At 52.8% G+C, this 14,091-nt stretch carries 15 protein-coding genes and 1 other annotated feature; of the genes, 1 reads left to right on the plus strand and 14 read right to left on the minus strand.

The window, feature by feature from the left end:
- Positions 1–16 precede the first annotated feature (16 nt).
- Positions 17–499 (plus strand): NUDIX domain-containing protein, encoded by a 483-nt coding sequence (locus HP435_RS18040; protein WP_173599282.1) that lies wholly within the window; start codon positions 17–19, stop codon positions 497–499.
- A gap of 99 nt (positions 500–598) precedes the next feature.
- Here the strand turns inward: HP435_RS18040 and HP435_RS18045 are convergent, their stop codons facing one another.
- The 14 genes from HP435_RS18045 to spoIIGA all read right to left on the minus strand — a co-directional run bounded on the left by HP435_RS18045 (position 599) and on the right by spoIIGA (position 14,001).
- A complete protein-coding gene (locus tag HP435_RS18045) occupies positions 599–1,987 on the minus strand; it encodes an MFS transporter (RefSeq protein ID WP_173599283.1) in 1,389 nt (462 codons plus the stop codon).
- Between the two features lie 15 nt (positions 1,988–2,002).
- A complete protein-coding gene (locus tag HP435_RS18050) occupies positions 2,003–3,142 on the minus strand; it encodes a mandelate racemase/muconate lactonizing enzyme family protein (protein WP_173599284.1) in 1,140 nt (379 codons plus the stop codon).
- Entirely contained in the window at positions 3,129–3,890 is a 762-nt protein-coding gene (locus HP435_RS18055) for a TraR/DksA C4-type zinc finger protein (RefSeq protein WP_173597041.1), read from the minus strand. Before HP435_RS18055 ends, HP435_RS18050 begins: the two co-directional genes overlap by 14 nt.
- 121 nt (positions 3,891–4,011) lie before the next feature.
- Complete coding sequence (ileS, locus tag HP435_RS18060; protein WP_173599285.1) at positions 4,012–6,798, minus strand: isoleucine--tRNA ligase; 2,787 nt, start codon at positions 6,796–6,798, stop codon at positions 4,012–4,014.
- A gap of 48 nt (positions 6,799–6,846) precedes the next feature.
- Positions 6,847–7,115, minus strand: a binding site (T-box leader).
- 71 nt (positions 7,116–7,186) lie between these two features.
- Entirely contained in the window at positions 7,187–7,672 is a 486-nt protein-coding gene (locus HP435_RS18065) for a DivIVA domain-containing protein (RefSeq protein ID WP_122965019.1), read from the minus strand.
- Between the two features lie 98 nt (positions 7,673–7,770).
- Positions 7,771–8,544 carry a YlmH family RNA-binding protein gene (locus HP435_RS18070; protein WP_173599286.1) on the minus strand — a complete coding sequence of 258 codons (774 nt, stop codon included), beginning with the start codon at positions 8,542–8,544 and terminating at the stop codon, positions 7,771–7,773.
- Between the two features lie 16 nt (positions 8,545–8,560).
- Positions 8,561–8,824 (minus strand): YggT family protein, encoded by a 264-nt coding sequence (locus HP435_RS18075; RefSeq protein ID WP_122965017.1) that lies wholly within the window; start codon positions 8,822–8,824, stop codon positions 8,561–8,563.
- A gap of 29 nt (positions 8,825–8,853) precedes the next feature.
- Positions 8,854–9,279: a cell division protein SepF gene (locus HP435_RS18080; RefSeq protein ID WP_063230405.1), complete on the minus strand. Its 426-nt coding sequence runs from the start codon at positions 9,277–9,279 to the stop codon at positions 8,854–8,856.
- Between the two features lie 47 nt (positions 9,280–9,326).
- The gene (locus HP435_RS18085; protein WP_173597069.1) at positions 9,327–9,992 is read right to left on the minus strand and encodes a YggS family pyridoxal phosphate-dependent enzyme; all 666 of its coding nucleotides are present in this window, start codon (positions 9,990–9,992) and stop codon (positions 9,327–9,329) included.
- A 42-nt stretch (positions 9,993–10,034) separates the two neighbouring features.
- Complete coding sequence (gene pgeF / locus HP435_RS18090; RefSeq protein WP_173599287.1) at positions 10,035–10,874, minus strand: peptidoglycan editing factor PgeF; 840 nt, start codon at positions 10,872–10,874, stop codon at positions 10,035–10,037.
- A 75-nt stretch (positions 10,875–10,949) separates the two neighbouring features.
- A complete protein-coding gene (locus tag HP435_RS18095; RefSeq protein ID WP_063230403.1) occupies positions 10,950–11,234 on the minus strand; it encodes a YlmC/YmxH family sporulation protein in 285 nt (94 codons plus the stop codon).
- A gap of 152 nt (positions 11,235–11,386) precedes the next feature.
- On the minus strand, positions 11,387–12,166 hold the full coding sequence (gene sigG / locus HP435_RS18100) for an RNA polymerase sporulation sigma factor SigG (protein ID WP_005832957.1): 780 nt from the start codon (positions 12,164–12,166) through the stop codon (positions 11,387–11,389).
- Between the two features lie 147 nt (positions 12,167–12,313).
- Positions 12,314–13,036 (minus strand): RNA polymerase sporulation sigma factor SigE, encoded by a 723-nt coding sequence (gene sigE / locus HP435_RS18105; protein ID WP_063230402.1) that lies wholly within the window; start codon positions 13,034–13,036, stop codon positions 12,314–12,316.
- A gap of 2 nt (positions 13,037–13,038) precedes the next feature.
- Positions 13,039–14,001: a sigma-E processing peptidase SpoIIGA gene (spoIIGA, locus tag HP435_RS18110; protein WP_122965014.1), complete on the minus strand. Its 963-nt coding sequence runs from the start codon at positions 13,999–14,001 to the stop codon at positions 13,039–13,041.
- Positions 14,002–14,091: the final 90 nt, after the last annotated feature.

Genomic DNA, 14,091 nt, shown 5'->3' on the forward strand with positions numbered 1-14,091 from the left:
GAAAGGAGCGCTGTTCTTGTACGTTTTTTCAGATGATTTCGGTTTGCCTGTGCAGCTTACCTTCGATCCGGACGAGTATCGCTCTCACTCGGCTGGGCACGTGCTCATCGTTCCCTTTTATCAAGGCAAGCTGCTGTTTACCCGTCATCGCAGCCGCGGTGTGGAGCTGCCCGGCGGAAAAGTCGAGCCTGGCGAAAGCAGTCTGGCTGCCGCCGTACGGGAAGTGTATGAAGAGACAGGTGCTGTCCTCGAAGGCATTGAGCGTATCGGGCAGTACACGCTGAGCGGCGGGCAGCGAAAAGATATTTACATCGCAAAAGTGCTTACATACGAAAAGAACCCTCCCGGTGCTGACGTCCAGGAGACGGTCATGTTCGCGGATATTCCCCGGGACATCAAGAACGACGAGCAGTTTAGCCGGATTTTGCGCGACGACGTGTATCCGTTGACATTGGAGCGCGCCCTGCGGCATCCGTTTGCGGCCCACTCCGGCCAGTGAGCAAGCTTTTCCTTCAAGCGTCAGGCGAGCAAAAAACAGGCATGTCCGAACTGCAAGCCCTCCCTTTCTGGTGAGAGACTGCGGCAGGACTGCCTGTTTTTAATTTTTTTCTTTTTCCTTTTTCCCGGACAACAGGCGTGCAAACAGATCGTTCACATCAAGGCCGTACTTTTTGAGCGCATTCGCACGCCGCTTTTCCTGCTCGGTCTCCGGTTCGATTCCGAGCACCTCGGAGATTTGCCGCCATGCTTTCGTCTCTTGCTCTTTGGCAGCATCCTGCTCCGTGCTCTGCCCGGTCTGCTCAGCTTGCTTGGGCTTCAACAGGAAAATCGCCACTACCCCGAACACGAGCGACAGACCGGCGATGGAAAAGAACATGACGTTTCGCGAAATCCCGAGCAGCCACGTAAACACGGGCGGCCCGACCGCTACCCCCATAAAACGCACTCCGCTGTACAGGGATGTAATCATCCCCCGCTCGGCTTTCTGCACCGCTCCGACAATCATCGAATTGAGGCACGGCAAGATCATTCCCGTCCCGATGCTCCCAATGATGAGAATCCCGATCAGCACATAGGCGCCTTTGACGAAGCTGGCCAGTATATACGATGCCGACAGCAAAAACATCCCGATGATCACAAACAGGCGCATGAGGCCGAGCTTTTTGCGAATAATGACTCCCGTCAAATAGGCAGCAATACTCATGACCAAAAGCGGGATCGCCAAAAATCCGCCTTTGATGACACCGTCGATCTTGTACTTTTCTTCCAGCAGATCGGACAGGTAGAACAACACGCCGAACAGCGTGAACAAACAAATGCTGCCGATAAAAAACGCGGGGATCAGCCATTTTCCGTGCTGCTTGAACACTTCTCCGATCCTGTGCAAATATTGCTTGATGACAAGCGGCTTGCGTTCTTGCTTCTTTTCTTTTGTCAAAAACAGAAACAGTACAAGAACCGCCCCGCAAATAATCGGAAACGCGAGGAAGACCATGTACCAGGAAATCAAGGCGAGCAAGGAGCCAAAAATCGGACTCAACACTTTGCCCAATCCGTTCGAAGTCTCCATCAAGCCGAGCGCTTTGCTCTCCGAAGCTCCTTCAAACAGATCGCCCACCAGTGCCATGGCAATCGGCGCCGTCCCTGCTGCCCCAATCCCCTGCAAAACCCGTCCTCCCATGATCAGCATGTACGGCTGATCCAGCCACATCGCCGCGAGTCCTGCCAACAGCCCCCCTACCCCGTACAGAGCCAGCGAAAACAAAATGACGATCTTCCGGCCAAAACGGTCAGACAAGTATCCTGCCAGCGGAATCACAATCCCCGCGGCAATCGAAAAGGCTGTAATGAGCAGACTGGTTTGCAGGGAGGTCAGGTGCATTTTGTTTTTCATCGTGGGCAAGACGGGAATGAGCATCGAGTTGCCCAACACCATCACCAGCGGGATTCCCGTCAGCCCTATCAGGTTTTTCGCATTTTGTGCCATACGAAACTCCTCATCTCACGCATAGACGCTGCCATCCCAGCGCATCGCGTTGATAATTTCCCAGTTCGGCGCAAGTCCGATTCCCGGTCCATCAGGGATAGTCACTTCGCCGTTGACTGGATAAAGGGGAAAGAGAGCTGTGAACGGATTTTCCATCACATCCCACTCGATCGGCTCAATCGGCTCGCTGTCCATTTTGCTCCAGGCGGGAAGACAAGCTTGCGCAAACAGCGTATACAATCGCGCCAAGCCGCCGTCAAAAGTATGGGGCGATACCCGGTAGCCAAACTGCCGCGCTGCTTGCAGCATGATCCGGTAGCTCTCGATTCCTTCCGTATGCAATACGTCCGGTTGCGCGATGTCAATCGCTCCCTGCCTGAACAAAGCCAAATAGTGCGTGCAGCGAATCAAATTTTCGCCCCCCGCAAGCGGAATCGGCAGAGCGGCCCGCAGCTTGGCGTATTCGTCGACATGCTCCATCGGCATCGGCTCTTCCAGCCACATCCAGTTGGCATAGCGATCCAAAAGCCGCGTCCACTGTCTCGTCGTTGCCAGGTCGTAGCTTTGATTGGCGTCAAGCGCTACCTGAATCTCCTCTGGCAGCATATCCATCATCCGGGCAATGTGCTGCTGATCTTCCTGAACCGAGCGACCGCCGATTTTTACTTTGACTTTGGAAAAGCCCGCTTCTGTCGCCGCTGCCACTTGGCTGAGCGAATGCTCGATCCAGTCTTCACGCTCGGAGTAAGACTGAAAAGAGGCGTAAACAGGGATGGTGCGATGAATCGCCCCGCCCCATAGCTGACAGACAGACATGTTCGCCGCTTTGGCGACAATCTCGCTCAAAGCCATGCTGACGCCTGAAGCCGATCGCTGATGCCATTTGCTGATCACATCCGCGATCATCAGTCGGCCAGAAGCGTCCTTGCCTAGCAAAAACGGGATGATCCGTTCCCGAAACCCTCTGTCCAATGTCGGCAACCAATCGACGATTTCCCCCCACCCATCGATGCCAGCTCGTGTGATGATGCGGACGAGAAACGTGCTGCGATAGCGCTTGTACCCATTGGCGTCACCGTATGCTTGCGGCAAGCGATACAGGAGTGGATAAGTTTCGACGCGCTCGATCAGGAAACGCCGATCAAACGAGGTCATCGCGTCCCTCGCGCTGCTCGATTTGCTCTTCGTACTCGCCGTAGGAAAGGAAATTCCCTTTTCCTTCGCCTTTTCGCATGTAATCCTCGTATGTTTCGCTGCGCATGAAGTGAACACTGTCCGGCCCGTGGTAGCCGTCCATGTCGGTGTAGCCGATTTCTTCCACCGCTTCGACATACCCGTCCGGCTCGTCGCTTTCGATGTACATCTCGCCATAATCGGCTTTGTCGCCTTCCTGGAAGGAGAACGGGGTGCTGGACGTGCCCCACGACTCGACGATTTGCCAGGCGTCTTCTCCATCAAAGCCGTTCTGCCCCTCTTTTTCATCGAGCGATGTGCGACCAAAAGGCGGCTGCAAAAACTCTTCCTCGATCGGTCGCGACTCGTTCACATGCGGGGCAGGAGCGTGTTCCTTGCACGTTTGCGCCTGGGGCAATGCTTCCAGCCTCTCGTGCGGAATGGGCTCGCCACAGACCGTGCAGAGGCCGTATGTCCCTTCTTCCATCCGGGTCAGAGCCTGGTCGATTTCTTTCAGCGTCTCCCGGTCAAGGCTGTCGAGAGCCAAATCTTTTTCGCGTTCAAACATTTCACTGCCTATATCTGCCGGATGGTTATCGTACATGGAAAATTCCTGCAAGGAGGTAGTCATCGGTTCTCGCATGCCGTAGTGATCTTGCACGCGATCTTCGAGTTCTTTTTTCTGCTCCAGCAGTTTTTCCCTGAAGCTGGCCAGCATTCTGTGATCCAAATCGGGCACCACCTTTGTTTGGTTTCCTCAACAGGTAGTATGGCTCAGCAGTGGGGAAATAACCATCGCATGCAAGCACAAAAAACCTGCCACCCCGATTGGAATGGCAGGTTTGAAATCATTACGATTCGCTTACATGTGCGTAGTGTTGTTCCACGATGTCTGCGCAGCGCACGCAGAGCGATGGATGCGCTTCGCGTGTACCCACGTCTTGCTTCACGACGCGGCAACGCTCGCATTTTTCACCGTCAGCCGCCGAGACGACAACTGCGATGCCTTCGAGTTGTGCTGCCTCTGCCGGAGCTGCTTCGCCCTGGGCGTGCAGATCGACGTGAGCGACGATGAACAGGTCAGCCAGATCGTCCATGGCAGCCAATGCTTTCGCTGCTTCTTCCGTTTGCGGATACAGCGCCAGCTTGGCATCCACGGAATTTCCGAATACTTTGTTGCGGCGCGCTTCTTCCATGGCTTTGAGCACTTCATCGCGTACAGCGAGGAAAGCGTCCCACTTGCTTTCTGCCTCTGCGGAGAAGCTCAGGTGCTGCTCGTCGCCTTCTGGCATGTCTGTCAGCTGCACGCTTTGTTCGGACACTCCCGGAATGAACGCCCACACTTCGTCAGCGGTATGCGGCAAGAGCGGCGCTACCAGCTTCACCAGGCTGAGCAGGCAATCGTACATGACGGTTTGTGCTGCGCGGCGTTTTACACTGTCAGGTGCTTCTACATACAGACGGTCTTTGCAGATGTCCAGGTAGAAAGCAGACAAGTCGATGACGCAGAAGTTGTGCACCGCATGGAAAACGGTGTGGAACTGGTATTCGTCGTATGCCTTGCGGGAACGCTTCACGACTTTCGCCGCTTTTGCCAGCACATAACGGTCCAGCTCGCCCAACTGCTCATAGGCTACGCGGTCTTTTGCCGGGTCGAATCCGTCCAGGTTGCCGAGCAGGAAGCGGAACGTGTTGCGGATTTTGCGGTACACTTCGGCGATCTGATTCAGGATCGCGTCAGAAATGCGCACGTCTGCCTGATAATCAACAGAGGCTACCCACAGGCGCAAAATATCGGCGCCCAGCTTGTCGATTACTTGTTGCGGCACTACTGTGTTGCCAAGCGACTTGGACATTTTGCGGCCTTCCCCGTCGAGAGCAAAACCGTGGCTCAGGACAGCCTTGTACGGAGCCGTGCCATAGACGGCCACTCCGGTAGACAGAGAGGAGTTGAACCAGCCGCGGTACTGGTCGGAACCTTCCAGGTACATGTCAGCCGGCCAAGCGATGCCGCGCTCGCGCAGAACAGCCTGGTGGGAAGAACCGGAGTCGAACCATACGTCCATGATGTCTGTCTCTTTGCGGAAATCTTTGCAGTCGCATTTGCTGCAAGCAAGACCTTCCGGAACCAGCTCGTTTGCTTCGCGGGCAAACCAGACAGAAGAACCTTCTTTGCGGAACAACTCGGCGATATGGTTGATCGTCGCGTCGTTGATGATTGGCTCATTGCAAGATTTGCAGTAGAAAATCGGGATCGGAACACCCCATACGCGTTGACGGGAAATGCACCAGTCGCCACGATCTGCAATCATGTTCGCCAGGCGGGTTTCTCCCCAATGCGGAATCCACTTCACGTTTTTGATCGCTTCCAGCATTTGTGCGCGGAAGCCGTCGATGGAAGCAAACCATTGTTCTGTCGCACGGTAGATAACCGGCTTTTTCGTGCGCCAGTCATGCGGGTAGGAGTGCGTGAAGAAGCTCAGCTTTAAGAGCGCTCCATTTTCTTTCAGCTTTTCGGTGATGACCTTGTTCGCATCCTCGTAGAAAAGACCTTCGAAACCCGGTGCTTCACTGGTCATTTTTCCTTCGTGGTCGACCGGGCAGAGTACACCCAGATTATATTTTTGTCCGACGGCAAAGTCGTCTTCCCCGTGTCCAGGAGCGGTATGCACGCAACCCGTACCTGCATCGAGCGTCACGTGTTCTCCGAGGATCAATGGGGATGTGCGGTCGTAGATCGGGTGCTTGGTCAATACGCCTTCCAGCTCCTGACCTTTGAAGCTGGCGACAATTTCCACGCCTTCCCAGCCGATTTCCTTGCTTGCCGCCTCGATCAGTCCGTTGGCAACGAGGAATTTGCGGCCGTCTGCTTTTACGACGTTGTACTCCAGTTCAGGATGGAGCGAGATCGCCAGGTTGGCCGGGATCGTCCAAGGTGTCGTCGTCCAGATGACAACGCCTGTCTCTGTATCCAGCTTGCCTTTGCCATCTGCTACCTGGAAGCTGACGTAAATGGACGGAGAACGCTTGTCCTTGTACTCGATTTCAGCATCCGCCAGTGCGGTCTCAGAAGACGGGGACCAGTATACACAACGCAGCCCTTTGTAGATGTAGCCTTTTTTCGCCATCTCGCCAAAAACGCGAATTTGGTTGGCTTCATACTCAGGGAGAAGCGTCACATACGGATTTTCCCAATCGCCGCGAACACCCAGACGCTTGAACTGGTCGCGCTGCTTGTCAATGTAAGACCAGGCATACTCTTCGCAACGCTTGCGGAAGTCGTTTACCTCGATGCTGCGGCGATCCAGACCTTGTGCGTTGACAATCGCCTGCTCGATCGGCAATCCATGCGTATCCCAGCCCGGAATATACGGCGCGTAGAAGCCGGCCATGGACTTGTAGCGAACGATGAAGTCTTTGAGAATTTTGTTCAGTGCGTGCCCGATATGAATATCTCCGTTGGCATACGGAGGTCCGTCATGCAGAACGAACGAAGGACGGCCTTCGGTACGCGCAAGCACTTGTTGGTAAATGTTTTGCTCTTCCCATTTCTCCTGCATTTGCGGCTCGCGGCTTGGCAAGTTTCCGCGCATCGGGAAATCGGTTTTTGGTAGCGATAAGGTTTTGCTGTAGTCCATAGCCTGATTCACTCCTAGAAAATAAATAAAAGCCTTCTCCCATCCCCAAAAAGGGACGAGAGAAAGCTCCCGTGTTACCACCCTGATTGAACCAAATCGCTGCTCATACAAAGCAGGCGTGATTGGTTCCACTCGTTCATTCGTAACGGGAATGACTCGCTCACTTACTCGCCGATGCCGTCGCAAACTCGCGGCATAAGCTTTCGGATATTGAACTCCCGGGTGATTTTCGGCGGGGCAACTGGTCGGGTTTTCACCTGGTCCCGACTCTCTTTGGCAGTGCTGTTCCGCGTACTCTTCCCGTTCATCGTCTCATGTTTATATGGGCTGATTTTTTCGACAAAGTTGTTTTACATTATAGTACCAATATCGGCACATCGTCAATGTTTTATTCAACAGCGACCGCAGAATCAGCCTGCTCGATATCATCCCAGGCGCCCTGCTCCAGCATTTCCAGCTGTGCTTCCAAAAGAGTGCGGAAGCGCATGCGGTACACGGACGCGCGTTTTTTCAATTCTTCGATTTCGATGGCAATCTTCCGGGATTTGGCCAACGCTTCGTTGACAATCCGATCCGCGTTTTTCTCTGCTTCCTTCAAAATCAGCTGTGCTTCCTTGCGGGCATTGGACTTGACGTCCTCCGCTGTCTCCTGGGCGACCAGAATCGATTTGCTCAAGTTTTCTTCCAAGCTCTTATAATGGTCCACACGCTCATTGAGAATAGCGATTCGTTCTTCCAGTTCCTTTTTCTCTTTAATGAGAAGTTCGAAGTCCTTGATCACCTGATCGAGAAATTCGTTTACTTCGTCGACGTTGTACCCGCGAAAGCCTGTGCTAAATTCTTTATTGTGTATATCCAATGGCGTTAATGGCACATGAACCCCCCACTTTTCCGATAATTCGTACTTATGGTTTCGACAGAATCGGCTTTGTTTCCTGCCTTATTTTACATTTTTTTGCGGCCTGCTTCATTTTATGTAACCAGTCCGACAATCATGCGAAGTCTTCCACTGCGGGTTGTTCCCGTTACCTCGATGATTTTGAACCGTCCGAAGCCGGCAAGTGACACCATGTCGCCTTCTGCAAGCTGAGTCGACGGATCTTCGGTCACTTTCCAGTTGACCTTGACTTTGCCTGCGCGAATCGGGACCAGTGCTTTTGCCCGGGACATGTTGTGCACTTCTCCGATCACCGCATCCATTCGCGGCGAAGGAACGGTAATTGTCTTTTCGACCAGGCGGGCAGCAGGCGGCGTGAACGACTCCCACGCCACGCGTTCAACCTGCACGGAAGTACGGTGAATCTGCGTGACTTGCAGGCAAACGAAGTCAACCACTTCCTCCGCCGCAATGACATAGCAAGTCCCGGCGTCCGTCAGCATGTCGCCGAATTTTTCCCGCTTCATCCCGGCACTCAGGACAGCTCCCATCACATCGCGATGCTCCAGCGTATGAAAGCGTTGATCTGCCTGAATCGCCAAAAGGGCGAGGCGGTAGTCGTCCTGCTCGACCTCCATGTACTCCGGGTGGATGATCACACGCACGCGTTCCGCGCCTTCATAGCCTCCGCTGGCGGATATTTTCACATCGCGAACTTGCGAGCACAAGCTTTTTAAAATCAGCAATTGTCTGGGGTCCACAAAATCAGTAAGGCGCATGGCCTGCTTCCGCTCTACCAGCGTCAGCATTTCCAGCGCCCGTTCCGCAAAGGGACGTTCTTCTTTTGCAAAATGATCAAATACGCTCATCCGTTATCCACACACCTTACGCCAGCTTATCCAAAATGCTGATCAAACCGAAATAAGCAAAACGCAAGGCGAGCAAAGCGACGATCGGAGAAATATCAATAAAACCAAGTGTCGGGATAAACCGGCGAAACGGAGCCAAATAAGGCTCTACAAGCCTTTCCAGTAATTGCCCGATACCTGTCTCTCTCATTTGTGGAACCCACGACATCAAGATGTAGGCGATAATCATAAATTGATACACACCGAAAGCATAATCTAAAATGGTAAATACGTAGTCCATTCGCTCACCCTTTTTATCGTGTTAGTCCGTTACTCTTCCAGTACGCTGGAGATCGTCCCTTGAATGTCTACATGGTCAGGCGTGCATACAAAAATCGTATCGCCAACCTTTTGAATGTCGCCATTCAGCGCGTAGACGGTTCCGCTCAAAAAGTCGATAATTCGCTTCGCCTGATCTTTTTCCACACGATGCAGATTGACTACAACGGGTCTGCGATGACGGAGATTATCGGCAATGTCTTGCGCATCGCTATAATGACGGGGTTCGCAGAGAATCAAACGGATTCCCTCCTTTTCCCGCGCCTGGAACGGCACCACGTTATTCGCCCTGCTGACAGGCTGATGCTTTTTATTGCTGGAATCGTATTCATCCCGTTCCTCTTCGACTGTGGTTTCTTCGATGTATTCCTCGTTTTCCAAACCCAGAAACCCCATCAGCTTGTTCATTACACCCATATACTGCCTCCTCTCCTGCTCGTTGTCGTGTCTGACGGTTCTTTTCCCTATTCCGGCTTGACCAAAACAGAGCCCAGACGAATATATGTAGCTCCCTCTTCAATCGCCACTTCAAAATCACTGGACATGCCCATCGACAATTCTTCGATATGAGCATGGGGGAATGCGCACTCATTAATTCGTGCCTTCCACTCGTAGAGGCCGCGAAATACTTGTCTCGCTTCCTCCTGGTCATCGACAACAGGCGCCATCGTCATCAATCCGACGATCTTTATATGTTTCATATTACTGGTTTCACGCAAAAAAGCCAATACATCGTTGGGACTAAGCCCAAATTTTGTCTCTTCACCGGATATATTGACTTGCAAAAAGCAATTTACGACCTGATCAATCGCCTCGGCGCGTCGATTCAGCTCTTGTGCGAGCGAAAGGCGATCCAGCGAGTGGATGTACGGGAAACGCCCGACGACCTCTTTGGCCTTATTCGTTTGCAAATGTCCGATAAAATGCCACGTGCCGCGCTCCTTATGCAACTCGTATTTGGGCAGGGCGTCCTGCACGCGATTTTCCCCGATATGCTCGATTCCGACATCCAGCAAATCACCGATTGCCTGCTCATCGACGTATTTCGTTACGGCAATGATTTTGACGTCCTCGCGCTTGCGGTTTGCTCTGTCGCACGCCGCCTGAATCCGCGCTTCGATCGCTTCCATTCTTGCTTTCAACAATTCCTGTTCCTTGATTCCCACGACTTTTTATCTCCCTTCTGTCTCTTTCCATCCGATGTAAGAAGCCATTCGCCCTGTCGTCCCGGCCGTTCCGGCTTCTTTTCGATGCGAGAAGAACAAGTCTGTACGGCAGCTTGTACACCAGTCTGTTACGAGCAAATGCTGCTTGGCAATCCCCGCTTCCAGCAAAATCTCCGTGTTCAGCTGGCGAAGATCCAGCATGTACTTCTCTGCTGCGGCAGAAGCCGTTACCGCGGTCTCCCAGTTTTGCGCGCTCGTCCGCACTTGCGTCATGATCCGTTCATCCACTTCGTAGCAGCAGCCCCCGATGGACGGCCCGATGGCTACGCGAATGTCCGCTGGCTGCGCCCCGCAATGCGTTTGCAGCGACTTGACCATTTCCTCGGCAATACGTCCCACTGTGCCCTTCCAGCCTGCGTGAGCCAGACCAATCGCCCCTGTTGCCGGGTCCAGAAAAAAGAGCGGTACGCAATCAGCGTAAAACGAGGTGAGCAAAACGCCCTTTTCCCGGGTAAACAAGCCGTCTGTGGCGGCAATGACATCGTCCAGACTCTCCTTGCCCGCTCCGCCAGCACTCACCTGGCAAACGCGGTTGCCGTGAACCTGATCCGCGCACGTCCATGCTTCAAAAGGCATCCCGACCTGCTCGGCCAGCTTTTTCCGATTTGCGACAACGCGGCTTGCCTCGTCTCCCACATGCAAGCCCATATTAAACGAGCCGTACGGTTGTTCACTTTCCCCGCCAAGGCGAACGGTAAACCCCGCCACCAGGCCCGGAAAATGCTTTTCCCAATCCGTCAGCGTCAACACAGATTTATCCTCTTCCAAGCCAAACGGTTCTCTCATCCTGTCACCTTCCTCATATGGCTTATCATACCATAGCCGAAAAGAAAAGAAAGGCTAACTGACGCCTTTCCCCCTCTACTCCCTGTATTCATCTGCGCCAGAAGTTCTGGCTTCTACCTTCAGTGCTTCCTCCATCCGGACCAGCACCACATCTTTTCCGATCTTCACAATATTGCGCCACGGGATAACATAATCATTCCCGGAGGAAAAAAATCCGAGGAATTTGCCCGGCCCCGGCACGACAATGGCTTCCACACGTCCGTGACGCAGATCGATCTCCAAATCGGATATCGTTCCCAGCCGCTTCCCATCCAGGATATTGACCACTTCTTTTGTCTGGAAGTCAGAGATTTTCACCATTCTCCTCACCCACTTTTCTCCGTTACTCTCAGTATATGAACCCGCCGGAGAATATGTCCTTCTTCGCCGGAAAAAACAAAAGGCAGCCACGAATCGCCAGCCATAAAAAAACCCAACGGCACGAAGACCGTCGGGACCTATGTAGCTTCTCATTACGATTGCACGTGCTTTTGCATATGAGCGATCGCCGCTTTTTCCAACCGGGAGACCTGTGCCTGCGAAATTCCGATTTCTTCTGCTACTTCCATCTGGGTTTTTCCCTCGTAAAAGCGCATGGATAAAATCATTTTTTCCCGATCACCCAGACGTTGCATTCCTTCGCGGAGCGCGATTTCTTCTACCCATGTGACATCCTTGTTCTTCTCGTCGCTGATTTGATCCATGACGTAGATCGGATCTCCGCCATCCTGATAGATCGGCTCGAAAAGCGATACCGGGTCCTGAATGGCATCCAGCGCGAACACGACGTCTTCCTTGGCAACGTTCAATTCTTGAGAAATCTCGGTAATGGTGGGCTCTCGCGAATGCTTGTTGGTCAGATTGTCTCGCACCTGAAGGGCTTTGTAGGCGATGTCCCGCAACGAGCGGGAAACGCGAATCGGGTTGTTGTCGCGCAAATAGCGCCTGATCTCCCCGATGATCATCGGTACCGCGTACGTGGAAAATTTAACGTTTTGCCCGAGATCAAAGTTGTCGATCGCTTTCATCAATCCGATGCAGCCTACCTGAAACAGGTCGTCGACGAACTCTCCGCGGTTGTTAAATCTTTGGATGACACTCAGCACCAGACGCAGGTTGCCGTTGACCAGTTTCTCGCGGGCAGCCAGCTCTCCGCTTTGCAGGCGCTCAAACAAATCCCGCATTTCCTTGTTTGTCAGCACCGGCAGTTTGGAGGTATCTACCCCGCATATCTCTACCTTATTGCGCGTCACGTCTTTCCCTCCTCGAAGCAAGAAAAAAGTCCCTAACCCGGTTGTCTTGAAAGGCCGCGTACTGACGCGTAGCCGCCAAGAAGGTGGCAAAAACCACCATCTGTTACGGTTTAGGAACAGTATCCCCTGAGGCTGGGAAAATATGCGTTAGACCATTTTGTTGAACTCTTTTCGCAACCGTTTTATAATTCGCTTTTCCAAACGGGAAATATACGACTGGGAGATCCCGAGCAAGTCCGCGACGTCTTTTTGCGTCTTCTCCTCTTCCCCAGCGAGGCCGAAGCGCAGCTCCATGATGATTCGCTCCCGCTCGGACAGCTTATCCAGCGCTTTTTTCAGCAGCTTGCGGTCTACCTGGTCTTCGATATTTTTATAGATCGTGTCATTTTCTGTACCGAGCACATCGGACAAAAGCAGTTCGTTGCCATCCCAGTCGATATTGAGCGGTTCGTCAAAAGACACCTCGGAGCGAATCTTGTTGTTGCGGCGCAAGTACATCAAAATCTCGTTTTCGATACAGCGGGAGGCGTATGTCGCCAGCTTGATGTTTTTCTCCGGGTCAAACGTGTTGACCGCTTTAATCAAGCCGATCGTCCCGATGCTGACCAAATCCTCGATGTTGATCCCGGTATTTTCGAATTTGCGGGCGATGTAGACAACCAGCCGCAAGTTGCGCTCGATCAGCATGCCGCGCACGGCGGGATCGCCCGAAGGCAGGCGGCCCAGAAGCAGTTCCTCTTCTTCTCTCGTCAACGGTGGAGGCAATGCTTCACTCCCGCCAATGTAATAGACTTCTTCAGCGCGTGCACCAATCCACAGCAGGAAACGGTACCAGGTCAACTGGAGTTGTAGGCGAAGTTTTACATACATGATTAGCCCTCCTGTTTGAGAATAAAGGTAGGTTCTTGCGTATATGCTTCCATCATGGCAGGATGTACGATCGCCTGGTACTTGCCGTCTGCCGAAAGCGGAATCGGGTTAAGCCCGATCAGCACTTTTTCCGTTTCATAGCGAAGTCCTTCCTGTACAACCATCACATGATCCGGCTTGATCGCAAGCAAAAAATCCATTCCCCGCGACACGCTCCGGTACGGGATGAGCCGTACCCGAGCTTGCCATTCCAGCGGCAGGTCATCCCAGGATCCGTCCAGCTTCTCCCACACTCCACCGTTTTCATCGGTTTGTCGGAGAAGCGACGGCGGAAGCAGATGAGCCAGCATGCGGCTTTCGATAATCATCACCGGCAGACGCGTGATCGGCTCGTGCAGCTGATTGCCTGTATCCACGAGACCGCGGCAAATGACTTTTTCTTTTGCGACAGTCACCACGACATCGACGAGGAACGTCTCCATTCTTCGCGGCTCCTGAATCGCTTTGTAGCTCTTTTTCCCGAGGAAAAAGACGAGCAGAAACCCGATGACCACAATCGCGAGGGTAGGCTTGAAGCCCACTCCAAAACCGTCGTTGTGCGTCACAATCAATCCGTTGACAATTTCGTTTCGCGGCGCCAAAAAGTATTGAAGCCCGAATACTCCTCCGCCAAAAACAAAAGCGACAAAATAAAAAATGATCAAGTTTTGCGCAAAGGACAACAACCTCCTGTTCCCGAATGCAATCCACAGCATGAGAATGGAAAACAACAGCTTGACTGACCATTGATACATAGGCGAAAACGCAGGGAAAAAGAAAAAGACCAAATACGAACAACCGAACAATGAGGCCGCGATCATTCTCCACCACACCACGCGCTCTTTGCGAAAATACGCGGTAAACCAGAGCAACAAGGTATCAATAGCCAGGTTGAGGAGTAGAATGATATCAAGATACACAACCACTTGCCCTCACCTCCGATCTGTTTTCGCCTGGGCGAAAATCCGAGAGCTGCAAGAGTTGCCGTATGTGTAGCGCCAGGACGCCGCTTTTAT

Origin of the sequence: Brevibacillus sp. HD3.3A (genome assembly GCF_013284375.2) — a bacterium.
Taxonomy (GTDB): domain Bacteria; phylum Bacillota; class Bacilli; order Brevibacillales; family Brevibacillaceae; genus Brevibacillus; species Brevibacillus parabrevis.

Excerpts from the sequence above, each read along its gene's own strand:
- HP435_RS18045 (WP_173599283.1), bottom strand. The coding sequence starts at position 1,987 with ATGGCACAAAATGCGAAAAACCTGATAGGGCTGACGGGAATCCCGCTG.
- HP435_RS18050 (WP_173599284.1), bottom strand. The coding sequence starts at position 3,142 with ATGACCTCGTTTGATCGGCGTTTCCTGATCGAGCGCGTCGAAACTTAT.
- ileS (WP_173599285.1), bottom strand. The coding sequence starts at position 6,798 with ATGGACTACAGCAAAACCTTATCGCTACCAAAAACCGATTTCCCGATG.
- HP435_RS18070 (WP_173599286.1), bottom strand. The coding sequence starts at position 8,544 with ATGAGCGTATTTGATCATTTTGCAAAAGAAGAACGTCCCTTTGCGGAA.
- HP435_RS18075 (WP_122965017.1), bottom strand. The coding sequence starts at position 8,824 with ATGGACTACGTATTTACCATTTTAGATTATGCTTTCGGTGTGTATCAA.
- HP435_RS18080 (WP_063230405.1), bottom strand. The coding sequence starts at position 9,279 with ATGGGTGTAATGAACAAGCTGATGGGGTTTCTGGGTTTGGAAAACGAG.
- HP435_RS18085 (WP_173597069.1), bottom strand. The coding sequence starts at position 9,992 with ATGGAAGCGATCGAAGCGCGGATTCAGGCGGCGTGCGACAGAGCAAAC.
- pgeF (WP_173599287.1), bottom strand. The coding sequence starts at position 10,874 with ATGAGAGAACCGTTTGGCTTGGAAGAGGATAAATCTGTGTTGACGCTG.
- HP435_RS18095 (WP_063230403.1), bottom strand. The coding sequence starts at position 11,234 with ATGGTGAAAATCTCTGACTTCCAGACAAAAGAAGTGGTCAATATCCTG.
- sigE (WP_063230402.1), bottom strand. The coding sequence starts at position 13,036 with ATGTATGTAAAACTTCGCCTACAACTCCAGTTGACCTGGTACCGTTTC.